At 60.6% G+C, this 21,508-nt stretch carries 17 protein-coding genes and 1 pseudogene; 15 read left to right on the top strand and 3 right to left on the bottom strand.

Annotated features, from left to right (window positions below; genetic code table 11):
- The first annotated feature begins 7 nt into the window (after positions 1-7).
- From tssC to EXW71_RS02885, 14 genes and pseudogenes are all read left to right on the top strand, one after another.
- A pseudogene (tssC, locus tag EXW71_RS02950) lies at positions 8-1,487 on the top strand (type VI secretion system contractile sheath large subunit).
- Between the two features lie 14 nt (positions 1,488-1,501).
- Positions 1,502-1,903 carry a type VI secretion system baseplate subunit TssE gene (gene tssE, locus EXW71_RS02945; RefSeq protein WP_123718637.1) on the top strand — a complete coding sequence of 134 codons (402 nt, stop codon included), beginning with the start codon at positions 1,502-1,504 and terminating at the stop codon, positions 1,901-1,903.
- A complete protein-coding gene (gene tssF, locus EXW71_RS02940) occupies positions 1,893-3,680 on the top strand; it encodes a type VI secretion system baseplate subunit TssF (protein WP_134657520.1) in 1,788 nt (595 codons plus the stop codon). Before tssE ends, tssF begins: the two co-directional genes overlap by 11 nt.
- Positions 3,644-4,651: a type VI secretion system baseplate subunit TssG gene (tssG, locus tag EXW71_RS02935; RefSeq protein WP_134657519.1), complete on the top strand. Its 1,008-nt coding sequence runs from the start codon at positions 3,644-3,646 to the stop codon at positions 4,649-4,651. Before tssF ends, tssG begins: the two co-directional genes overlap by 37 nt.
- Before the next feature lie 12 nt (positions 4,652-4,663).
- Positions 4,664-7,090, top strand: coding sequence for an AAA family ATPase (locus EXW71_RS02930; RefSeq protein ID WP_134657903.1), 2,427 nt, complete (start codon positions 4,664-4,666; stop codon positions 7,088-7,090).
- Positions 7,087-8,619 carry a sigma-54-dependent Fis family transcriptional regulator gene (locus EXW71_RS02925; protein WP_134657518.1) on the top strand — a complete coding sequence of 511 codons (1,533 nt, stop codon included), beginning with the start codon at positions 7,087-7,089 and terminating at the stop codon, positions 8,617-8,619. The genes EXW71_RS02930 and EXW71_RS02925 overlap by 4 nt, the downstream gene beginning before the upstream one ends.
- Positions 8,620-8,702: 83 nt before the next feature.
- Positions 8,703-8,834 carry a type VI secretion protein gene (locus EXW71_RS02920; RefSeq protein ID WP_123718632.1) on the top strand — a complete coding sequence of 44 codons (132 nt, stop codon included), beginning with the start codon at positions 8,703-8,705 and terminating at the stop codon, positions 8,832-8,834.
- Between the two features lie 16 nt (positions 8,835-8,850).
- A complete protein-coding gene (gene tagH / locus EXW71_RS02915; RefSeq protein WP_134657517.1) occupies positions 8,851-10,041 on the top strand; it encodes a type VI secretion system-associated FHA domain protein TagH in 1,191 nt (396 codons plus the stop codon).
- A gap of 5 nt (positions 10,042-10,046) precedes the next feature.
- Positions 10,047-10,532 carry a type VI secretion system lipoprotein TssJ gene (gene tssJ, locus EXW71_RS02910; RefSeq protein ID WP_134657516.1) on the top strand — a complete coding sequence of 162 codons (486 nt, stop codon included), beginning with the start codon at positions 10,047-10,049 and terminating at the stop codon, positions 10,530-10,532.
- The gene (tssK, locus tag EXW71_RS02905; RefSeq protein ID WP_134657515.1) at positions 10,532-11,860 is read left to right on the top strand and encodes a type VI secretion system baseplate subunit TssK; all 1,329 of its coding nucleotides are present in this window, start codon (positions 10,532-10,534) and stop codon (positions 11,858-11,860) included. The genes tssJ and tssK overlap by 1 nt, the downstream gene beginning before the upstream one ends.
- Before the next feature lie 5 nt (positions 11,861-11,865).
- The gene (gene icmH / locus EXW71_RS02900) at positions 11,866-12,726 is read left to right on the top strand and encodes a type IVB secretion system protein IcmH/DotU (RefSeq protein WP_134657514.1); all 861 of its coding nucleotides are present in this window, start codon (positions 11,866-11,868) and stop codon (positions 12,724-12,726) included.
- Positions 12,727-12,742: 16 nt separating this feature from the next.
- Positions 12,743-16,102, top strand: coding sequence for a type VI secretion system membrane subunit TssM (gene tssM / locus EXW71_RS02895; protein ID WP_134657513.1), 3,360 nt, complete (start codon positions 12,743-12,745; stop codon positions 16,100-16,102).
- On the top strand, positions 16,099-16,830 hold the full coding sequence (locus EXW71_RS02890; protein WP_256657070.1) for a PP2C family serine/threonine-protein phosphatase: 732 nt from the start codon (positions 16,099-16,101) through the stop codon (positions 16,828-16,830). The genes tssM and EXW71_RS02890 overlap by 4 nt, the downstream gene beginning before the upstream one ends.
- Complete coding sequence (locus EXW71_RS02885) at positions 16,827-17,669, top strand: serine/threonine-protein kinase (protein ID WP_134657511.1); 843 nt, start codon at positions 16,827-16,829, stop codon at positions 17,667-17,669. The genes EXW71_RS02890 and EXW71_RS02885 overlap by 4 nt, the downstream gene beginning before the upstream one ends.
- A gap of 6 nt (positions 17,670-17,675) precedes the next feature.
- Here EXW71_RS02885 and EXW71_RS02880 read toward each other — a convergent pair whose 3' ends face one another.
- Together EXW71_RS02880 and EXW71_RS02875 are read right to left on the bottom strand one after the other, a co-directional pair.
- Positions 17,676-18,005 carry a DUF6388 family protein gene (locus EXW71_RS02880; RefSeq protein WP_134657510.1) on the bottom strand — a complete coding sequence of 110 codons (330 nt, stop codon included), beginning with the start codon at positions 18,003-18,005 and terminating at the stop codon, positions 17,676-17,678.
- 10 nt (positions 18,006-18,015) lie between these two features.
- Entirely contained in the window at positions 18,016-18,297 is a 282-nt protein-coding gene (locus EXW71_RS02875) for a hypothetical protein (RefSeq protein ID WP_123718624.1), read from the bottom strand.
- 291 nt (positions 18,298-18,588) lie between these two features.
- Here EXW71_RS02875 and EXW71_RS02870 point away from each other — a divergent pair, with 291 nt between their 5' ends.
- Positions 18,589-20,664, top strand: coding sequence for a PTS sugar transporter subunit IIC/EAL domain-containing protein (locus EXW71_RS02870; RefSeq protein ID WP_123718623.1), 2,076 nt, complete (start codon positions 18,589-18,591; stop codon positions 20,662-20,664).
- On the opposite strand, the gene EXW71_RS02865 is transcribed toward EXW71_RS02870, so the two are convergent.
- A complete protein-coding gene (locus tag EXW71_RS02865) occupies positions 20,661-21,503 on the bottom strand; it encodes a metal-dependent hydrolase (protein ID WP_123718622.1) in 843 nt (280 codons plus the stop codon). The genes EXW71_RS02870 and EXW71_RS02865 overlap by 4 nt on opposite strands.
- Positions 21,504-21,508: the final 5 nt, after the last annotated feature.

Here is a 21,508-nt window from a genome sequence, read left to right as displayed (position 1 = left end):
TGACCGCATGACGACCACCCAAAGCAACCCGCAGCCGCTGCAAGCCACCGACGCGTGCAGCATCCTCGATAACATCATTGCCCAGACATTGCTGAGCGCCGACGACGAGGCTTACGGCATCGCCAAGCGCGGCGTATCGGCGTTTATCGAGGAGCTGGTCAAACCGCACAACCGTGCAGAGCCGGTCAAGAAGCGCCTGGTCGACCGGATGATTGCCGAGATCGATATCAAGCTCAGTCAACAGATCGATGAGATTCTGCATCACCCGGATTTCCAGGCGCTGGAGGCTTCCTGGAGAGGACTGCAGCTGCTGGTCGACCGCACCGATTTCCGCGAGAACATCAAGATTGAACTGCTGAATGTCTCGCGCATGGACCTGCTGGATGATTTTGAAGACGCCTCGGAAATTACCCAGTCGGGGTTGTACAAGCATATCTACAGTGCCGAGTACGGCCAGTTCGGTGGTCAGCCGGTGGGTGCGATCATTGGCAACTATTTCCTGTCGCCCAGCGCGCCAGATGTGAAGCTCATGCAATACGTTTCCAGTGTTGCGTGCATGGCCCATGCCCCCTTCATCGCGGCTGCCGGACCGGGTTTCTTTGGGTTGGAAAGTTTCACCGGACTGCCCGATCTGAAGGACCTCAGGGATCATTTCGAAGGTCCGCAGTTTGCCAAATGGCAAAGTTTCCGGCAGAGCGAAGACGCCCGCTACATCGCCCTGACCGTACCGCGCTTTCTGCTGCGAACTCCGTACGATCCCCTGGAGTGCCCGGTCAAAACCTTCGCCTACCAGGAAAACGTGGTCAACAGCCACGAGCATTACCTATGGGGGCAATACCGCCTACGCGTTTGCTACACGGCTGACCGACAGCTTCGCGCGTTTTCGCTGGTGCCCGAATATCATCGGCCCGCAGAGTGGCGGGGCGGTGGAAGACCTGCCCTTGCATCACTTCCAGAGCATGGGCGGGATCGAAACCAAGATTCCTACCGAGGTCCTGGTTTCGGATCGGCGTGAGTACGAGCTCGCACAAGAAGGTTTCATTGCCCTGACCATGCGCAAGGGCAGTGACAACGCTGCGTTCTTTTCCGCCAGCTCCGTGCAGAAGGTCAAGACCTTCGGCATCAGTGAAGAGGGCAAGACCGCCGAGTTGAACTACCGGCTTGGCACCCAGCTGCCTTACATGATGGTCGTCAACCGCCTGGCCCATTACCTCAAGGTTCTGCAGCGCGAACAACTGGGCGCATGGAAGGAACGCACGGACCTGGAACTGGAGCTCAACAAGTGGATTCGCCAATACGTGGCGGACCAGGAAAACCCCAGTGCCGAGGTACGTGGTCGTCGGCCATTGCGCGCAGCGCGCATTGTCGTCAGCGATGTCGAGGGCGAGCCGGGCTGGTACCGGGTTAACTTGAGTGTGCGCCCGCACTTCAAGTACATGGGGGCGGACTTCACGTTGTCCCTGGTCGGCAAGCTCGACAAAGAATGAGCAGAGGCCAGGGAATGTCCCACCACAATAGCCTGTTCGAGCGTCTGGAATGCGCAGGATCGAGCCGATTGTGCCGCGTGGCGTCCGTCGCCGCACATCTGGGAAAGATGCTCAGCACTCGCGCGGGCAGTGTCCAGACACTGCCGGATTATGGTCTGCCTGACCTCAATGATATGCGGCTCAGCCTGCATGAGTCGCTATCCCGGTCGCGCCTGCTGATCGAGCGCTTTATCCGGGTGTACGAGCCGCGGCTGGCGAATGTACACGTCAGGGTGTCACCCCGTGCTCGGGAACCCTTGGCCTTGGCGTTTGCCATCGAGGCCGAGATGGCCATTGACGGTGTCACCCGGCCCGTCGTGTTCCATGCTCGTCTGGATGATGCCGGGCGGGTAGAGGTCGGCGCCGATGGCTTTTAATCGTTATTTTCAAAGCGAGCTGAGTGCACTTCGTCAGCTCGGACGGCGTTTTGCCGAGCGTAACCCGGCCTTGGCGCCATTTCTCGCAGAGCCGGGCCAGGACCCGGACGTCGAGCGATTGCTCGAGGGCTTTGCGTTCCTCACCGGCCGTTTGCGCCAGAAGCTGGAAGACGAACTGCCGGAGCTGACGCATTCGTTGATGCATCTGCTGTGGCCCAACTACATGAGGCCCTTGCCGTCGTTCAGTATTCTGCAATTTGACCCGTTGAAACGCGCAGGCCCCAGTGTTCATGTTGCGCGGGATACGGCAGTGGAAAGTTCGGCTATCCACGGCGAGCGCTGCCGATTTCGAACGTGCTACGCCACGGATGTCATGCCGCTGCAACTGAGTAGCCTGGAGTACCGGTGCCAAGGCGCGGGCGCATGGTTGGACCTGCGACTGGACATGAGTGCCGAAGGGCATTTCAGTGACGTGACGTTCGACTCGTTACGGCTGCATCTGGCCGGCGATCGCTACGTGAGCCAAGCGCTTTACCTCAACCTGTTGCGTCACCTAGGGGACATCCAGCTATTGCTGTTGGATGAGGAGGGGGCGCCGGTCCAAGGCGCTGATGGTCACGCCATGACTGTGAGGCTCGGCGCAGCGCAGGTGCAACCGGTGGGCTTTTCGCAGGAGCAGGCGCTGATTCCCTATCCGCAGAACACCTTTCGTGGTTACCGCCACTTACAGGAGTATTTTGCGTTTCCCGAGAAGTACCTGTTTGTCGATATCGCAGGGTTGGGGGTATTGAACAGGCTCCCACGAGCGACGCTGGAACAGGTGCACGGCATGGTCATGCGCTTTGAATTGCGCACCCAGGCATCCGGGTCCCTGCGGCCCACCCTGGACAACGTAAAGCTGTACTGCACTCCCATCATCAATCTGTTCAAGCAGGATGCGGTCCCTATCCGGTTGGATTGCAAACAGGATGAGTACCTGTTGATGCCGGGGGACTACACACCGGGCAATGCTGCTGTGTTTGCGGTGGACCGGGTCATCGGCTGGCGTCCTGGTGGGTTGGGGTATCAAACGTATGTACCGTTCGAGTCGTTCGAGCATGACATCGATGCCGAGACTCCCGCGACGTCTCCCAGCTACAGCATTCGTCAGCGCTTGTCGGTGCAACACGCCGGGCTCGACACCTGGATGGGATTCGGCCGACGTCGCGAACAAGGCCATGAAACCGTATCGGTCGAACTGACTTGCACTAACGGCAACTTGCCAAGGCAGTTACGCGCAGGCGAAATCAATCAGCCCAGTGAGCAGACACCGGAGTCATTGACGTTCCGAAACATCACTGCGCCTACCGCGAGTTTTGCGCCGCCCCTGGACCAGGACTTCCTGTGGAAAGTCATCAGCAACATGTCGCTCAACTATTTGTCGTTGACCGATATCAATGCCTTGAAGGTGATTCTCGAAACCTACGATTTGCCGCGTTACCACGACCGGCAAGCGTTGAAAATCAGCCAGAAGCGACTGGGGGCACTGCGGTCTATCAGCCATGAGGCTGTTGACCGACTGCATCGAGGTTTACCCGTGCGGGGTTTGCGGGTGGACCTGACCATCGACCCCCAGGGCTTTCTGGGGCAGGGCGACCTGTTTGTGTTTGCGTCTGTCCTCAACGAGTTCTTTGCACTTTATGCCAGCCTCAACTCGTACCACGAGTTGCGAGTCATCAGCACACAAGGAGACGTGTATCTATGGCCATCACGGACGGGACAGCAACCCTTGATTTGACCCGGATCTGCCGGGGCATCCGCGAGTACACGCTGTTCCAGGCGGTGCTGCAGGTGATGGAGCGATTGCGCGATGCTCATCCGTTGCTCGATGACGACACGCTGTACGACCAACTGGAGTTCCAGGCCAACCCGGGCCTGGGGTTTGCGGGGCACGACATTGATCGGGTGGAGTTCTTCGTGGAGCACGGGCAACTGCGTGCTCGCCTGCGCCTCAACGTATTGGGGCTGTTCGGTGCCGGGTCGCCGTTACCTGCCTTTTATGCTGAGCAGGCGTTCGGCGAGCAGCCGAATGGTAACCCCACCCGCGACTTCCTTGATCTGTTTCATCACCGCCTGCAACGGCTGATGCTGCCGATCTGGCGTAAATACCGCTATCGGGCGTGTTTCCAGGCGGGTGCCGGTGACGCTTTTTCCGAACATATGTTTGCGCTGATCGGTTTGGGCAGCCGTGCTATCCGTGATGCCACGCAACTCGACTGCAAGCGTTTGCTGCCGTACCTGGGGCTTCTGAGCTTGCGAGCCCACTCGGCCGCATTGATTGAGTCGGTGCTGCGCTACTACTTCAAGCACGACCCCATCGTGGTCGAGCAATGGGTTGAGCGCGCGGTAGACGTCGTCCACCCACAGCGCAACGACCTGGGGCGCAGCAACAGCACGCTCGGTTTTGACCTGGTGCTGGGGCACCGGATCGCCGACCGCAGCGGCAAATTCAGGGTGCACATCCTGGCGCTGTGTTGGCAGCGTTTTCACGAGTTCCTGCCCATGGGGCCTGCGTACCAGCCCTTATGTTCGCTGGTGCGCCTGGCCGCGCGCGACCCACTGGAATACGACCTGCGGCTGGTATTGGCGCAAGGGGAGATCCGGGCGTTGCACCTTGGTGAAAGCAATGTCTGCCGCCTGGGGTGGACCAGCTGGCTGGAACCCGAGCGCGCCGATGGTGTGGTCACCCTCACCGGCAATTTTCAGTAGGGACTGATGGTTATGATGAATGTGGACCTGCAACAACTGATCCGCACCCTGACACCCCAGGCACGCCAGGATCTGGAGCGCTCAGCCGAGCGGTGTGTGATGCGCGGCGGCCGTGAAGTGTTAGTGGAAGATTTGCTCCTGGCTTTGCTTGAGCATCCCGACGGGGTCATGGCCAAGGCATTGGCTGATGCCAACGTGCACACCGGTGAGCTGCATGCGGCATTGCAGCCCCGCGCTGAGCAGAGCGCAACCCGTAACCCGGTCTTCGCAGAATTACTGGTGCGCTGGCTGCAGCAGGCGCTGATGGTTGCTCACATTGAGCTGGGGCAGCGTTTCGTGGACCACGGTGCGTTGTTGCTGGCACTCCTGCGCCATCCACTGGACTACGCGGGCAGCGGCTATCACCACCTGTTGAGCCGCCTGGATGCCGATCGGGTACGTGATTTTCTGACGAGCCAGCCTGCTGGAGCCGAGCCGGTGGCAGCCGATTCGTTACTGCAGCGCTTTACCCATGATCTTACCCAGCAGGCGCGTGAAGGCCTGATTGATCCGGTGCTGTGCCGCGAAGGGGAAATCCGCCAACTGATCGAAATCCTGGTACGACGGCGCAAGAACAACCCGATGCTGGTGGGAGAGGCCGGAGTGGGAAAAACTGCGATTGTCGAAGGGCTTGCGCTGCAGATCGTTGCTTCGCAAGTGCCTGCGGCCCTCAAAGGGGTTCGTCTATTGACCCTGGATATGGGGCTGTTGCTGGCGGGTGCCGGCCTCAAGGGAGAGTTCGAACGGCGCCTCAAAGGCCTCATCGATGAAGTCAATGCGTCGCCTGAGCCGGTGATCCTGTTTATCGACGAAGCTCATACCCTGACCGGTGCCGGAGGCCCGGCGGGCGGTTCGGATGCGGCAAACCTGCTCAAGCCGGCACTCGCCCGGGGAGCGTTGCGCACCATCGCCGCCACCACCTGGTCGGAGTACAAGCAATACATTGAGAGGGATCCGGCGTTGGCGCGGCGTTTCCAGCCCGTGTCGGTCGGTGAGCCCAGTGTCGAGGCGGCGGTGTCGATCCTGCGAGGCCTGGTGCCCGTCTATGAGGAAAGCCATGGGGTTTACGTCCGCGATGATGCCGTCGTTGCTGCGGCGCACCTGAGCGCTCGTTATCTGATGGGGCGGCAGTTGCCGGACAAGGCTGTGGATGTGCTGGACACGGCCTGTGCCGCGGTTCGCACGCGCCAGGCAATGCCGCCTGAGGCGTTACAGGCGCTGTGCACGGAGCTGGCCGAAGGTCGGCGCATGGAACGGGCGTTAAGTCGAGACGCCGACCTCGGATTGCCCGTGGATACCCAGATATTGCACACCTTGACCCGGCGCCTGGACACCGTTGAGCGACAGCGTCAGGCGTTGGAGCAGCAGTGCGGGCCACCCGCTCAGAACCTTGAGGTGTGCCCGCATCAGGTGGCCCGCGTGATCAGCGCCTGGACCGGCGTTCCCGTCGAGCAATTGGCCCTTGAACCCAATGAAAAGATCCTTGGCCTTGCCGACGCCCTGCGCAAACGCATCCTGGGACAGGAGCACGCGGTGCAGGCCCTTGACCGCGCCTTACGTGCCGTTGCTGCCGGCCTCAACAAGGCGGAGGCACCCGCAGGCGTGTTTTTGCTGGTGGGACCGAGCGGTGTAGGCAAGACAGAATCGGCACTGGCCCTGGCGGATCTTCTGTATGGCGGCGAGCGTTTTGTCACCACGATCAATATGTCGGAATACCAGGAAAAGCACACGCTCTCGCGTTTGATCGGGGCGCCTGCCGGTTATATCGGTTACGGTGAGGGCGGGGTGCTGACGGAGGCCGTGCGCCAGCGCCCTTATTCGGTGGTGCTGCTAGACGAGGTGGAGAAAGCCGACCCGGAGGTCTTGAACCTGTTTTACCAGGTCTTCGATAAAGGACGTGCCAACGATGGCGAAGGGAGGGAAATCGATTTTCGCAATACGGTGCTCCTGCTGACGTCCAACCTTGGCAGTGATCGCATCAGTGAGCTGTGTGCAGAGGGGCAACGACCTGAGCCTCAGGCGCTGCAAGACGCTATCTACCCTGTGTTGCGCAATCACTTCAAGCCCGCCTTGTTGGCACGGATGCGTGTCGTGCCGTATTACCCGATCGCAGGCGAAGTGCTGCGTGATGTGGTGAAGCTCAAGCTGGCGAATGTGGGGTCACGGTTGCACCAACGCAAGCTGGCATTCACTTACACACCCGAGTTGGTTGCGCATATGGCCGAGCATTGCGCTGATGGGGACAGCGGTGCGCGGTATATCGATCAATGGATTGAGCGTCATTTGCTGCCGCGGATGGTCGACGGTCTTCTCGACGCTACGGCCACGGATGAGCCGTTGTCCCGGGTGCATGCCGGTCTGGATGAAAGTGGCCGGCCAACCTGCGAGCTCAGCCAATGACCGATAACCGCTCTGCACAACTGCCCGATCCGCCGGTTGCTACCGATGCCTTTCTGGATTGCTTCACACGCTTGGGGCTCGACTGTGATGAAACTTCACTGCCCGATGTATGTGCCGCAGGCGCTGCGCGACTGAGCGGGTGCGAGCTCAGCCAGTTGTACCTGCTCGATGAGGTGACGGGTCGGCTTGAGCTCATTGCCCAGCATTTGCCCCGGGGCGCGTCGCAGGCCGACACGCTCGAGTGTGCTGATCTGAGAAACCAGCAGTTGCTGCACTACACCTTGAGCCAGGGGCGTGCTCTTGGCTTCGATACGGTGCAAAGCAACCTTTATGACATCGGTTTCTTGCCTGCCTTGGACACACCCTGGTGTTCCGTTTTGAGTGTGCCGCTGTTCAACCGACGTGGCGGCATCACGGGGCTACTTCTTTGCGCCAGTCAGCGCTGCGCCCAACTGCAAGGCCATGCAACAGCGTTGGGACAACTGGGCAGCTTTGCCTTGAACCAACTGCTGATGCTGCGGCGTATACGACCTGTGCCTGGCGCTACCGTCCCGAGGCGTACTGTGCCGCTGGCTGGAGCGTACGGCTTGATCGGCACCAGCCCGGCAATGGCACAGACCTGCGCGTTGATCAGCAAGGTTCTGCATTCCCCCTACACCGTGCTGCTCTGTGGTGAGACCGGTACCGGCAAGGAAGTGGTCGCCCGTGCCATCCATACAGCCGGGCCGCGTGGCGGCAAAGCCTTCGTGGTGCAGAACTGCGCAGCGTTCCCCGAAGGGCTGTTGGAAAGCGAGTTGTTCGGTTACCGCAAAGGCGCATTCACCGGCGCCGAGCGCAACTATGCCGGGCTATTTGACGCCGCACACGGCGGTACGTTGTTGCTTGATGAAATCGGCGATATGCCACTCACATTGCAGGCCAAGCTGCTGCGGGTATTGCAGGAAGGCGAGGTGCGTCCACTGGGTGCCAGTGCGGCTCACAAGGTGGATGTACGCATCATTGCGGCAACCCATCGCGATCTGGCTGCGATGGTTGCCGAGGGTAGTTTTCGTGAAGACCTCTACTACCGGCTCGCTCAGTTCCCTATCCAACTGCCTGCCTTGCGTGAGCGAGACGGCGACGTGCCATTGCTGGCGCGGCATTTCGCGGATAACGCGTGCGCGACGCTGGCTAGGGCGCCGGTGGGTTGGTCGAATGCGGCCCTTGATCAACTGGTGAGTCACCGCTTTCCCGGCAACGTGCGCGAACTCAAGTGCCTGGTCGAGCGCGCCGTGCTGCTGTGTGACGACGATGTGATTCTGCCGACACACCTGTCGCTGCCACCGAGCCCGGCCGTATCGGCTGGCGATGACGTAACGCTGCGCCAGCGCATGGAGCGGGTGGAACGGGTGTTCCTGCTCGATTGCCTGCACAAGAACCGTGGCAATCGAACGCGTACCGCACGGGAGTTGGGCGTCGCCCGACGCACGCTGCTCTACCGACTTGCTCGTTTGAACATCCCCCACGGCGACGCGCGGGAGGAGTGCTGAGTGATGTGCTTGAACCTGACCCGGAATTAATGCCGCCTTTATCGAAATGAGCCGGCCTGCCTTTTCATTGTGGGAGAAACCGAATGCCTGACCGTCCGTGGCAAGCCGTAGTGCTTGTGTTGTGTTTGCTGGGTGGCTGTAACGCCAACTACGTTTTCGATGACTCCGATTATCGACCGCTGGGTGACCCGCAGGCGGCCACCCGTGGCCAGTGAGTGGGAGCACCTGACTATGCAGCTCGTGCTTGAAGTGTCGGGGGGCGAGGGCAGTACGCCCGCGCCTCTGGCCCGTAAAGTGTTTGACCGTGTCGGCGGCGTGATTGGCCGCGGTTCCGGTTGTGACTGGGTGATTCCCGATCCCAGTCGACTGCTGTCCAGTCACCATGGGCTGATCGGCTACCGTGAGGGCCGCTACTTCCTGACGGATATCAGTCGCAATGGGATTGGCGTAGTGGGCAGCCCTGAGCGCCTGCGCAAAGGGCAGGCGCGGCCTATCGATAATGGCGACGTATTTCAACTGGGGGCGCTGATGATGCGTGCCGGGTTGATGGAATCGCAGCGCTGCCCGGACGGGGCGCCGGTCACGGCGGGAGTACCGATTCCCGATGACGCCTTCCTGGCGCTGGACCCCTTGCATACGCTGGACCTGGAACACCAGCGACATGTCTCCCCGAATGAGCTGCAGGCGTTGAGCGAGCCTGCCGGGGAATCGGGCGCGTGGCAGGAGCGGCACGCGGCTGACAGGGAGTTTCTGCTCACACCCCGACGGGCGGAACCGGTGGTGGAGGCCCATCCGGATGCGCCCGTCGCATCGACGTCACCCATTGATGAGGCTTTTTGGACGCAGTTTGCGGCTGCCCTGGGCATGGACTTGGACAACCTTGACGGGTCAGCCCGAGAGGCCCTGGCTATCAAAGTAGCGAATCTTTTTCGCGTGGGGATCGAGGGGCTGCAGAACAATCTGCGCACCCGTTCAGCGCTGAAAAACGAACTGATACCCGCACTGACCGACACGCTGGCGGAGCGTCAAAACCCCTTGGTAGCGTGTGCTGATACCCCGGCTGTATTGAACGCGCTGTTGGGCGCGGGAGCGCTGGATCAAAGGGCTGCCGAGCAGGCCATTGTTCAGGTCCATCGAGACTGGCAGATCCATCAAGTGGCTTTGCTGACGGCGTGTCGCAGTGCATTGCGTCACGCACATGCCGCTTTCGCCCCCGACCGTCTGCTGCTGTGCTTCGAGTCCCAGGGCAAGCCGTCCAGGTTCTTCAGCGACGGTGGGTATTGGCGGGCCTACCAGCGCCACTACCAACGTCTTGCCGAGGACGGGCAATTCACCGAGCACCTGCTGGGCCGCGACTTCACCAGGGCTTATGAGGAGCAGGTACGTCTGGCTTCAGCCCTGCACCTCGATTATCCAGGATGATATTCATGCCTCGAACACCCCTCAGATTGATTTTGTGCCTGTTCAGCCTGCTGGCCGGCTGCACCGCGGTGTCACCTTTGTCGACGCTGACCAAATTGGATGTGGTGCTGACGGCCACCGAGCACGTGAACCCCGATCTTCACGACCGACCCTCGCCGGTGGTGGTGCACCTGGTTGAACTGCGTCATGCCGTGGCCTTTGAGAATGCTGACTTCTTCAGCCTGTATAACCACGCCGAGCAGGTGCTGCCCAAGGATTGGGTGAGCAGTGAGGAGGTCGAACTGCGCCCGGGGGACCGGTTGGCCCTTAAGCTGCGTGTTGGATCGGAAAGTCGTTTCGTCGGTGTGCTGGCGGCGTATCGGGATTTGCCACAGGTGCAGTGGAGGCTGCTGGTCCCCGTTGCACCGCGGCAACTGACCCGTGCCGACCTGGTGCTGGATAAGACGGGTATCCGTGTTGCAGGCCCGCTTTCCGGCAAGGAGACGCAGTGATGCAGGTTCACAAAGTCATCTGGCAAGAAGGCATGCTGTTACGGCCGCAGCACTTGCAGCACAACGACCGCTATTACCAGCAGCAGCTCAACCGCACGCGTTTGCTGGGCAGTGACACCTGGGGCTTCCTGACGCTGGAGCTCAATGTGCAATACCTCAACCTGGGCAAGCTGGTGATCAATCAAGCCAGTGGCGTTTTACCGGATGGCAGTTTATTCGACCTGAGCACTGCCATGGAGCCTCTGGTGCTGGACGTGCCTGCCAACTCGGGCACGCACGCTGTTTACCTGGCGCTGCCGCTGGCTTCCGGCAATCAGGTTGAAACCCGTCAACCGTCCCAGGGCGACGTCCTGGCGCGCTATCTAAGCTGTGAAGTCGAAGTGGGGGATTCGAACGCCGGCATGGGTTATGTCTGCCGGATCAACTGCGCACGCCCCGATCTGCGCCTGCTGCTGGGGGATGGTGAAAGTGACAGGGGCTTCGTGAAACTCAAAGTCGCTCAGGTGTTGGCTTCTACGGGCGAAGGCGGTTTGAGCCTGGATATGGATTTCATGCCGGCTTTCATTTTTGTACAGGGCTGCGGGTACGTGTCGTCATGCCTCAAGGAGGTCATCAGCCTGCTGGCCAGCCGCGGGAATGCCATTGCAGCGCGGATCTGCGACGGGGGTACGGCTGCTGGAACCCACGTGGGCGACTTCCTGATGCTGCAAGTGATCAATCGCACCGAGCTGGAGTTGCGTCATTACCTGAGCCAGCCTCTGGTCCGCCCTGAAACGGTGTTCCGGGCACTGGTGTCGATGCTGGGTGAGTTATCAACGTTCACCCATGACAGCAAGCGTGCCCACCTGGAGGTGCATTACCAGCACGGTGACCAAGGCAACAGTTTTCGTGGCTTGATGGTGGGCGTGCGTGCCGCGCTGTCGGTCGTACTCGAACAGCACGCCATCGAGCTGCCGTTGCAGCCACGTCAATATGGGGTATTGGTCTGCCCGGTGAGCGACTTGAAATTGCTGGGTACTGCGACGTTCATCCTGGCAGCGACGGCGCAATGTGATGCAGAAGAGCTACGCAGTCGCCTGCCGGCCCATCTGAAAGTCGGGCCAGTCGAACGCATACGTGAGCTGGTCAACCTGCATCTGGCAGGCATCAAGGTCAGGCCATTGCCTGTGGCACCGCGCCAGATTCCGTTTCATGCCGGCAAGACCTATTTCATGCTCGATATGAGCGTTCACGATATTGCGCAGTTGGAACAGTCGGGCGGTTTCGCTTTCCACGCGGGCGGGGAGTTTGCCGGGCTTGAACTCGACTTATGGGCCATCAGGAATTGAGCACTATGGACAGTGAATACCCGCAGGACGAAAAGACCGTCCTGCTTGACCGTGAAGGTCGCGGCCCGGCACAGGGGCCAATCACAGACTTTCCGTCACCGCCGCGTTATGAGCAGTTGGAAGATCGGATGATCTATGCGGGCCATCTGCTGGGTGCACAGCGTTTCAAGGTGGGTCTCAATCCCTTGGTAGCGGCAGCCTGGGAGCTGTTGTCGGAGTTGGTTCAACTCAAGGGCTACTCCGGTCGTGAGCAGTTGGACACGCTCAACGAGCGCTTGTTGGCGGCGGTGACTCGATTCGAAACCCGCGGCTTGCAGAGCGGTATCGAAAGCAGCCAGGTCATGTCGGCGCGCTACGTACTGTGCAGTGTTATTGATGAAGCCGTGGGCACCACCCCATGGGGTGCCAGAAGCGACTGGTCGAAGATGAGCCTGTTGAGCCGTTTTCACCATGAAACCTTTGGTGGCGAAAAGGTGTTTCAACTCCTGGAGCGCTTGTCTCGCGACCCGGTAAAACACCTGGCGATACTGGAGTTGATCTACCTGTGCCTGTGCCTGGGGTTTGAAGGCAAATATCGGGTCATGGAGCGGGGAGGGTTGCAACTCGAAGCCGTGCGCGACGGCCTGTATCGACAGATCCGCCATGTACGAGGTGACCCGCCGGTGGAACCAGGGTTTCCTGCCAGGGATCGACGGCCACGCCGCAGGCAATTACGCCTGATCCCGGCCTCGTGGTTTGCGGCTTTCACCTTGGCCTGCTTGTTGGTGATGTACACAGGATTTGCCTGGGTCCTTGGCAAAGAGCGGGCGAGTGCGCTGCAACCCCTTCAATTGTCGGCGTCGGGTTTGAACCAGACGCCCTTGTAAACGCTGGGAGCAATGAATGAACGCATTCTTCAAGGGCGCGGGCACTGTGCTGGGCACGGTTTGGGTCTGGAGCCTGTTATTGGTGCTCTGCAGCGCTGCTGTCGTGTGGTGGATCGGACCGTTATTGGCCGTGGACGACCATCGGTTCTGGCAAGGTCCGACGGCCCGGCTGGTCACCATCAGTGTCTTGTTTCTACTGTGGGGCGTTGTGATGGCCTTGATGGGCGGGCGCCGGGTTGCCGGCCATGAAAAGCCTGGGCGCCGCGCGCACCGGCAGCCGGTGAAATGGGTAGAGCAGGAGCACCGGCATGTACGAGGTCGATTCAAGGAAGCCGTTCAGCTGTTGCGAACATCCCGGCGTTACGGCGAGCAGAGCCCGCGCTGGCGCCGTGACTTGCCCTGGTATCTGTTGATCGGTGAGCAGGGCAGTGGCAAGACGCAGCTGTTGGCCGCCGCCGGTTTGCCCTTGCCGCTCGATCAGGCAGGCGCGGCGCCGATGAGCCGTGGCGTCCATTGTGACTGGTACTTCGCCGACGAAGGCGTACTCATCGATACGCCGGGGCGCTACCTGAGCCAGCCTGACAGTTCTGTCGACGTGACAGGTTGGACGGCACTGTTGAGGATGCTCAAGTGGCGGCGTCGGGCGCGCCCGCTCAACGGCGTCGTGGTAACACTCTCGGTAGACAGGCTGATAAGCGGCAACGAGCATGATCTGGAGCAGCATGCCCGGGATGTGCATTCACGTTTGCAGGAAGTCCAGCAGACGTTGCATGTAGATGTGCCGATTTATCTGGTATTGACCCAGGCTGATCGGCTGCCGGGGTTCGGCGAGTTCTTCGACTCGCCTCTGGGAGAAGGTGCCGATAGCGTGCTTGGCCAGCCACTTGAGCCCGGTAAGGCGGGGGTTGAAGTCGCCCAGGTTCACCAGGCGTTCGAGCAGTTGCTGCAACGTTTGAACGACCAGCTGATTGCGCGCCTGCATCAGGAGCGCAATGCCGACCGCCGTGGCCAGATGCTGGGTTTCCCCCAGCAGGTCGCGCGCATGGGCGAGCGCCTTTGTCTGTTCATCGAGCTGGCTTTTTCCGCTCATCGCTATCAGCGCGTCAATGGGTTGCGAGGGTTCTACTTGACCTGCGCCGACAGCAGGCGCAACCACTTTGTCCAAGGTCTGTTCAGCCGGGTGATATTCGCCGAAGCCGACCTCGCCGGCTTGCAGACCCAGGAGCAACAACGCATGCGTCGGCGCCAGGGGTTGCAGGCCCTGGCGGTAGTGCTGGTCATCAGTGGTGTCGGGGCGCTGTGGACGTATAGCTACTCGCTGAACCAGCAACGTCTGGCTCAGGTAGCGGCGCTGGCAACCGCACTTTCGCCCGCCCCGCAGGGTGGCGATGACGCCCTACATCTTGTGACCTTATTGGATGCTCGCCTGTCGGCAACCCGGGTTTTCCCAGATGTGGCGGACGCCCGCCTGGTCGAGCGAGCAGGCTTGTATCAGGGAGAGTTGAGTCGCCCGTTGCTGGTTCGAGCCTATGAGCAGGCGTTGCAACAGCAACTTCTGGCTCAGGTCACGGCGCAGCTCGAAGAGCAGGTGCGCGCCAGCCTGGGTGATCGGGAACGGTTGCTGGAGAACCTGCGTGCCTACCTGATGCTCAGCCTTCGTGAACGGCGGGATTCCCGCTGGCTGGCGCAACATGTGGCGGGCTATTGGGCCGCACGTTTCGCCGGTAATACTTCGCTGCAGGCGCGTTTGAATGAGCATTTGGCGCGTTTGCTTGAACAGCCGTTCACGGCACCGCTCAACGACGAGTTGGTGGCGCAGGCGCGTGAGGAACTGCGAGGTGAGTCGTTGGCGGATGGGGTTTATCGCGTGCTGCGCGAGCAGTCGCGCAACCTCGAACCCCTGCGTCTGGCCGAGGGCAAGGTATTCGCCGCCATCGACCCGCCGATCCCGGGTTTCTATACAAAAAGGTATGTGCAGTATTTCGAGACCCAAGGCCCGCGGTTGGTGAACGCTATCGCCCAGGACAACTGGGTGTTGGGGGAGGGCACTGATCTTGGCGCCATGGATTTAGGTCGATTGATGGTCCAATTGCAGCAACGCTACTTCAGTGAATATGCCGATGTCTGGGCTGCCGCCCTTGGCCGGCTTAGCCTGCGGCCTAGCGATAACCTGCGCCAGGGTGCCGAGCAACTGGCGAGTCTGACATCGGCGCAATCCCCGTTGATCCAACTGCTACTGCAACTGCGTGAAAATACCCATTTGCTGTCGGGGCATGAGCTTCTGGGCAAAGTCGCCCTGCAAACCGGTGAGCTGGGCCCCTTGACCTCGGCGGCCGCCGCGCAGGCGGTCTTTCCCGACGCGGCGCGTCGTGCGTTGCAACGGCGTTTCGAGCCCTGGCATCAATTGCTCGATGAGCAGCTCAACCCGGGCGCACAGTTGACCCAGGCCTTGCGTTTGCTGGACGAATTGCATCTGCAATTGGCGGCGCTGAGTCGGGACAGTTCACCGGAGCAGGCGGCTTTTCTCAGGGTAAAACGCCGCATGGAAGGGCAACAGGATGTACTGGGCGCTCTGCGTGATGCGGCTGCCCGTTTGCCGCTACCGCTGGCGGGGTGGTTCGAGGGCATCGCCGATGAGCGTTGGCGTCAATTGCTGGAACAGGCCTATGTGCACGTCAACCAACGCTACCAGAGTGATGTGCATCACCTGTATGCCAAGGCGATCCGCCTGCGTTACCCGTTCAATGCCCACGCAACCAGCGATGTGGCCCTCAATGATTTTCATGAGTTCTTCAAACCTCAGGGCGTTCTGGTGCGTTTTTATGAAAGTTACTTGCGACCTTTCGTCATTGCCGATGGCAACCGCTACAGGTTACGAGGCATGGATGGGCGCAATTTACCGGTCTCGCGCGCACTGCTGGATCAACTGACGAAAGCCCAGGTGATCCGTCGCGGGTTTTTTACTGAAGAACAGGGGGAGCTGGCAGTCCGGTTTACCCTGGCACCCTATAGCCTGGATCAGTCGGTCAGCCGGGCGATCCTGCGGGTGGGCGATAAGCAGTTGGAGTATCGCCACGGGCCGATTCTCCCCATGACATTCCAGTGGCCTACCGATGCGGATAATGGTCGCAGCAGCCTCGTGCTGGAGCGAGGGGCTGAGCAGCGCCCATTGGGTCTCGAGAAAAATACCGGGGCCTGGTCATTGTTCAGGTTGTTTGACTTGCTGCAGAAAGAGCCCGCCAATGGACGCAACGTCCAGCTCTTCAAGGCGAACCTGGCCGGCTTGCGCGCCAATTACCTGCTGACCAGCCTACGTACGCCTGGCCCGTTTGAAATGGACACATGGCGCACTTTCCGTTTGCCGGAGCAGCTGTGAGCCGGGGACTGCGCCCATGGCGCAGTGCCGGGCACTCGCAGCAAGGGCGAGCACGAGCCCGCAATGAAGATGCCTTCCTGGACTGCCCGCAACGAGGCTGCTGGGCAGTGGCGGACGGCATGGGCGGCTATCACCACGGAGATGTGGCCAGCCAATGGGTAGTCAGCAGCCTGGCTGAGTTGTCGGCCCAGGGCGGCCTTGATCGGCGGGTCGGCGCGGTCCGTCAACGTTTGCAAGACGTCAATCAACGGTTGGGTGATGCGCGAGTGGAACCCGTCGCGGGCAGCCACGTCACGATGGGCAGCACTGTGGTTGCGCTGTTGCTTGAGAACGGGCGTGCGGCTTGTCTCTGGGCGGGTGACAGTCGCTGTTATCTGTGGCGCCAGCAGAGCCTTTACTTGTTGTCGAGGGACCATTCCCTCCAACAGCGTCTGATGGATGAGCGCCAGTTGAGCCCGATGCAAGCCCGCGCCCACCCTGACGCCAGGGCCTTGACTCGCGCCGTTGGTGCGCGCTCGCCGTTGCATCTTGAAGTGCTGGAACTGAGCACCCGCCCGGGCGATGTATTTTTATTGTGCAGTGACGGCCTTTACCAGGCGCTCAGCCATGGCGACCTGGGGTGTGCGTTGAGCGTGGATGCGCCACAGCACGCGGTGGATCAGTTGTTTGCCAGGGCGTTGCGCCGGCCGACGCAGGATGACCTGACCGCTGTCGTGGTGCGATCTTGAACGCCGTGCCTGATCCTCCCGACCTGCTTTTGGGGCGTTATCACCTTGAGCGTGTGCTGGGCCGGGGAGGGATGGGTGTGGTGCATGGCGCTCGGGACCTGTTGCATGAACAGTTTGGCGAACCCTGTTCCAGGGTTGCGCTCAAGCGGTTGGACGAGTCTTTTTCCCAGTGCCCCGATGCACATCTGTTGCTGTACAGCGAGTTTGCGTTGTCTCGCAGCCTGCGTCACGAGCGCGTGGTACGGATGTTTTCGTTCGAGGTTGACACCCACAGCCAAGTCGCGTTCTTCACGATGGAGTGGTTGCAGGGGATGACCCTGGACCGGCTGTTGCCGGAGTGCCCTGATGGTTTGCCCTGGCGGGAGCTGCAACCCTTGGCCATGCAGTTGCTGGATGCGCTGGCCTATACCCATCTGCAAAACATTCTGCATGGCGATGTGAAACCGGCCAATGTCATGGTCGGGGAAGAGGGGGTGTGTTTATTCGATTTTGGTCTGGGTTATGCGCCGGCGTGGGCGAAGGCGGGTTTGCCGACGTTGAATCGCGAGCGTTTCAATGCCTGGACGCCCGCGTATGCGGCCCCTGAACTGTTGGTAGGCGGTGCGTTGACCGCCGCTGCCGACGTGTACGGTGTGGCGTGTGTATTGTATGAATTGGCCCATGGCAAACGTCTTGGTGAGCGTCGTCCCATGGACAAGCTGGCTCGCCCCAGGCAACTGCCTGGGTATTGCTGGCCCGCACTACGCTGCGCGTTGGCGGTAGACCCGGAACGCCGTACCGTAACGGCCGCCGAGTTGCGCGAGGTGATTGGCCGCAAGCGGCCTCGTTGGGGCTTGTAGCGTGGGTCAACCGGTCAAGCCATGCAGTTGGCAGTATTCAGCCCAGCCCAGACCGGCCATCTGCGCGACTTCCTTGTGCACTTCGAGGCGCTGGGCCTCGAAGGCTTCGGCGGATTCGGCCGTGAGCTTGAGGGTCAATTCCCAGGCGAACAGGTTCAGGCGCTCAGCCTCCGCTTCGAAGGCTTCATGCAGGCGTTCGGCACGATATTGCGCAAGGGTTTCTCCCCTGGCCTGGGCCGCCAGCGGGTTGAGACTGTCCAACTGGGTGACCAGTTGCGGCTGTTCGCGCAGGAATCGATCCAGGGCAAGTTGATGCTTATCGCCGGGGGCTGACAAGATGTGCACCTTAGTGAGAACGACGCGGCTCGGTATCGGAGGCGTTACGGTTCAGATGACGTCGAGCGCGTTTGTGGGCCTTGCGCTGAATCCAGCTCTGCAATGGCGCCAGCAGGAAGAACATCAGGTAAGCCGCCAGAACCAGGGTCAGGTCTATCCAGGTTTCAGCGACTGGCCCGGTATAGAGTTCAATCACGTTCTTGATGATGAACAACAGCGCAACGCTGCACAGCCACAGCACAATGGTGACGAAGATGGGACGCATAGTGTTTGGTGAGCGTTTGTCTTGCATAGTTAAGCCTTCTCCTGAGTGCCTGCTTCCGTTCTAGACCGCATCCCTGAGTGGGTAGCCCGGGTTTCACCCTGGCTGCAGCATCCATTAATGCGCAGAAAGCCGCGGATGATACCGACTCAGATCAGCTTAGGGGGCAGGTTACGTCGGAAAGTTCCTATTATTCATCTGCCGATCAGCGTAGCAAGGGGATATCTGCCGCCCAAACCCCCCTGGAAAGTGGCAAAAAGCTTTCGCTCCCGCTATCAGGACGTGTAGCGTTGCAGCGAGTGACAGGCAGAGGGACAGGTCATGGCGCAAACGCTGTTCAAGCTTTTCCTAACTCAGCGCCTGGCGGCCCTGGCCAGTACGGAGTCGTTGCGGGCGATCCGTGAGGGATTGTTGTGGATCCTGCCGTGCCTGTTGGTGTCTGCCGGCTTCCTGATCCTGTCCGAATGCGCCAGTGTGCTGGGGCTCGACCCACAGGTCGTGGGCTTTCTGGCGGGGTTGCATAACCAGATCAGCGCGGTCATCCCACTGCTGGTCGCCGCGTCCATCGGGTATATGCTGGCGATTCAGTATCGCCTACCCCAATTGCCGGTCGCTTTCCTGTGCCTTGCCCACGTGGTCGTGGCCACCTTCGTCCTGCGCGATTATCCCCGGGCTTCGGCCACCTTCGTGCTGTTCATTGCCATTGCGTCACCCTTGATCAACGTGCCCGCCATCGCCTGGTTGCACCGCTTTCGTTGGACGCGCCTGGTCAACGAGGACCTGGTCGGGCACAACCTCAAAGGGACTATCAACATGGTGGTGCCTGGCGCGATCACTGCGCTGTCACTGGTGTTGGTGTTGTCGTCGCTGCTGCAGATTCCCTATGTTATGCAGCTTCAGGGGCCTCAGGTGCTCGATGTGCTGCAGACCCCCTACGGCAGCGGATTGTTCGTGACCTTGATGAATTCGTTGTTGTGGTTTTTCGGCATACACGGTGTCTATGCCATGCAGCCGCTGTTCGATGTACTCGACCAGGCCGTGGTGCTCAACGGCGCATCGCTGGCGGCGGGTGAGCCGAGCCGATACCTGCTCAACAGTGGTTTGCTGGGGTGTTTCGCGTTTATCGGCGGCTCGGGCGCGGCGTTGTGCCTGCTGTTTGCGATCCTGCTGTTTTCCAAGAGCCACACCATGCGGTTGCTGGCGATTGCCAGCTTACCGCTGTCGTTATTCAACGTCAGCGAGGTGCTGTTGTTTGGTTTGCCGATCATCCTCAACCCACGTCTGTTCATCCCGTTCCTGCTGGTGCCGGCGCTCAACGCCATGGTGGCCTTGGCGGTGGTACAGATGGGCTGGGTGGCGCCGGCGGTGGCCAGCGTGCCGCTTACCGCACCGGTATTGCTCAATGCCTACCTGAGTACCCATGGCGACATAGCTGCGGTGGTGTTGCAACTGGCACTTCTGGGGCTCGGGACCCTGGTGTACGCGCCTTATGTGCGCGCGCTGCATCGCCAGTCCAGCGAGAGCGGTACGGTGTACCTCAAGTCCCTGGACATGACCTTTCGCGGTCTTGAAGAAAAAGGCCGCTTGCTGGAACTCGACCCGGTGCTGGCGTCCCATCGCAGCGCGGCACGCCAGGCCGTCGAGTTCAGCCGGATTCAGCAGATCAGCGATTACGAGTTCTACCTGGAGTTCCAGCCCCAAATCTCCATCCGTACCGGCCTGTGCACCGGTTGTGAAGCCTTGATGCGCGCCCGGGACAGCCAAGGCACGGTGCATTCACCCTGGGAGTTCCTGCAATGGCTGGCGCAGGCACGGCTCATGCCGGATGTGGATGTATGGGTAGCATCCCAGGCCGTGCGCCAGTACCAGCAATGGAAGAGGGTTGGCTTTGAATTGCCGATGACCATTAACGTTTCCAGTTCGACCCTGACACACGCCGCCTATGGTGATCGCCTGGTGCAAATCCTTGCACAGGCCCATGGGCGAGTGTCGGTGGAAATTACTGAGGACGCGTTGGTCGGTGATATCCAGGCTACGCGCCAGACCATCCAGAAGCTGCAATCGATCGGCGCCAAGGTCTATCTCGATGATTTTGGCACCGGCTTTTCGGCGTTGAGTTATCTGCACCAGTTTCCCGTGGATTTCATCAAGATCGATCGCAGTTTTGTGGTCGCCCAAAGCGACCCCAAGGGCGCTCAGGTGCTGACCGGCATGTTGCGCTTCTGCGAGGCGCTGAGCCTGGGCGTGGTGGTCGAGGGCGTGGAGACCGCCGAGCAGTTGGCTTTTTTGAACACCGGCACCGAGCTGTTTATCCAGGGTTGGTATTTCAGCAAAGCGCTGCCCGGCGACCGGGTGCCGTACTTCGTGCGCGAACGCGAAGCCTTGGCGCAAGCCTAGGCCGACTCGTAACCGCGCCGGGTGCGATCTATCTCATCGAGCAGGCTATCGATGCCCGCCAGGCGCGCGCGATTGTCGTGGTCCCAGGGATGAAAGCCCGGTTTGAAATAATGCAGCCATGGCCGCACCATGCGCGGGAACACCCCTTTGGGGCCATACAGAAACTTGAGCATGCGCCAGAAACCCTTCAGATGCCCGCCCGATGTGCGATCGGCCAGTAGCAGGCGCAGGTGAAAATCAAACACCACCAGCCAGAACAGCGCGGTGGTGGTGAGCATGGTGCCGGTGCGCAGCAGGTAACGCAGCGGGCCGGGCTTGATCACCGTGTTCCACACGTCGAACGCCACCGCCTTGTGTTCGGTTTCCTCAAGGGCATGCCAGTACCACATCTGCTGGTAGCCCTGGAGCGAGTCGCCAAAACGCGACGGGTCGCTCAGCAGAATCTCGGCGAGCATCGCGGTGTAGTGCTCAAGGGCAATGGTCACCGCCAGGTTGAACGAGGGCGGCATGTGTTTTTTTTGCAGATCCAGGATGAACTTGAGACGGCGGTCGAGGGTGTGTGCCGGCAACCCGGCCGCTTGCAGCAGATCGTTGTAGGCCACGTGTTCGCGGCTGTGCATCGCCTCCTGGCCGATAAACCCTTGAATCTCGGCCTTCAGGGCAGGATCGTCAATCTGTGAGCGGTAGTGGCGCACACTGTCCATGAAAAACAGTTCGCCCTGGGGAAACAGCAGTGACAAGGCGTTGAAGAAGTGGGTGATGAACGGGCCTTGTTCATGCCAGTTCTTGATGCGCTCGGCGGGCAAGGCAAAGCGGATGTCGCGACGGATCGGCAGCATGGTGC

The organism is Pseudomonas sp. BCA17 (assembly GCF_004519405.1).
In the GTDB taxonomy this organism is placed as follows: Bacteria; Pseudomonadota; Gammaproteobacteria; order Pseudomonadales; family Pseudomonadaceae; genus Aquipseudomonas.
This window is presented reverse-complemented; position numbering and strand designations above follow the sequence as displayed.

Bases quoted from the DNA above. Each gene is read 5' to 3' on its own strand.
- EXW71_RS02875 (WP_123718624.1), bottom strand. From the start codon at position 18,297: ATGCAAGACAAACGCTCACCAAACACTATGCGTCCCATCTTCGTCACC.
- EXW71_RS02870 (WP_123718623.1), top strand. From the start codon at position 18,589: ATGGCGCAAACGCTGTTCAAGCTTTTCCTAACTCAGCGCCTGGCGGCC.
- tssJ (WP_134657516.1), top strand. From the start codon at position 10,047: ATGCCTCGAACACCCCTCAGATTGATTTTGTGCCTGTTCAGCCTGCTG.
- EXW71_RS02930 (WP_134657903.1), top strand. From the start codon at position 4,664: ATGATGAATGTGGACCTGCAACAACTGATCCGCACCCTGACACCCCAG.
- icmH (WP_134657514.1), top strand. From the start codon at position 11,866: ATGGACAGTGAATACCCGCAGGACGAAAAGACCGTCCTGCTTGACCGT.
- EXW71_RS02925 (WP_134657518.1), top strand. From the start codon at position 7,087: ATGACCGATAACCGCTCTGCACAACTGCCCGATCCGCCGGTTGCTACC.
- tssK (WP_134657515.1), top strand. From the start codon at position 10,532: ATGCAGGTTCACAAAGTCATCTGGCAAGAAGGCATGCTGTTACGGCCG.
- tssE (WP_123718637.1), top strand. From the start codon at position 1,502: ATGTCCCACCACAATAGCCTGTTCGAGCGTCTGGAATGCGCAGGATCG.
- tssM (WP_134657513.1), top strand. From the start codon at position 12,743: ATGAACGCATTCTTCAAGGGCGCGGGCACTGTGCTGGGCACGGTTTGG.
- EXW71_RS02865 (WP_123718622.1), bottom strand. From the start codon at position 21,503: ATGCTGCCGATCCGTCGCGACATCCGCTTTGCCTTGCCCGCCGAGCGC.
- tagH (WP_134657517.1), top strand. From the start codon at position 8,851: ATGCAGCTCGTGCTTGAAGTGTCGGGGGGCGAGGGCAGTACGCCCGCG.
- EXW71_RS02920 (WP_123718632.1), top strand. From the start codon at position 8,703: ATGCCTGACCGTCCGTGGCAAGCCGTAGTGCTTGTGTTGTGTTTGCTG.
- tssG (WP_134657519.1), top strand. From the start codon at position 3,644: ATGGCCATCACGGACGGGACAGCAACCCTTGATTTGACCCGGATCTGC.
- tssF (WP_134657520.1), top strand. From the start codon at position 1,893: ATGGCTTTTAATCGTTATTTTCAAAGCGAGCTGAGTGCACTTCGTCAG.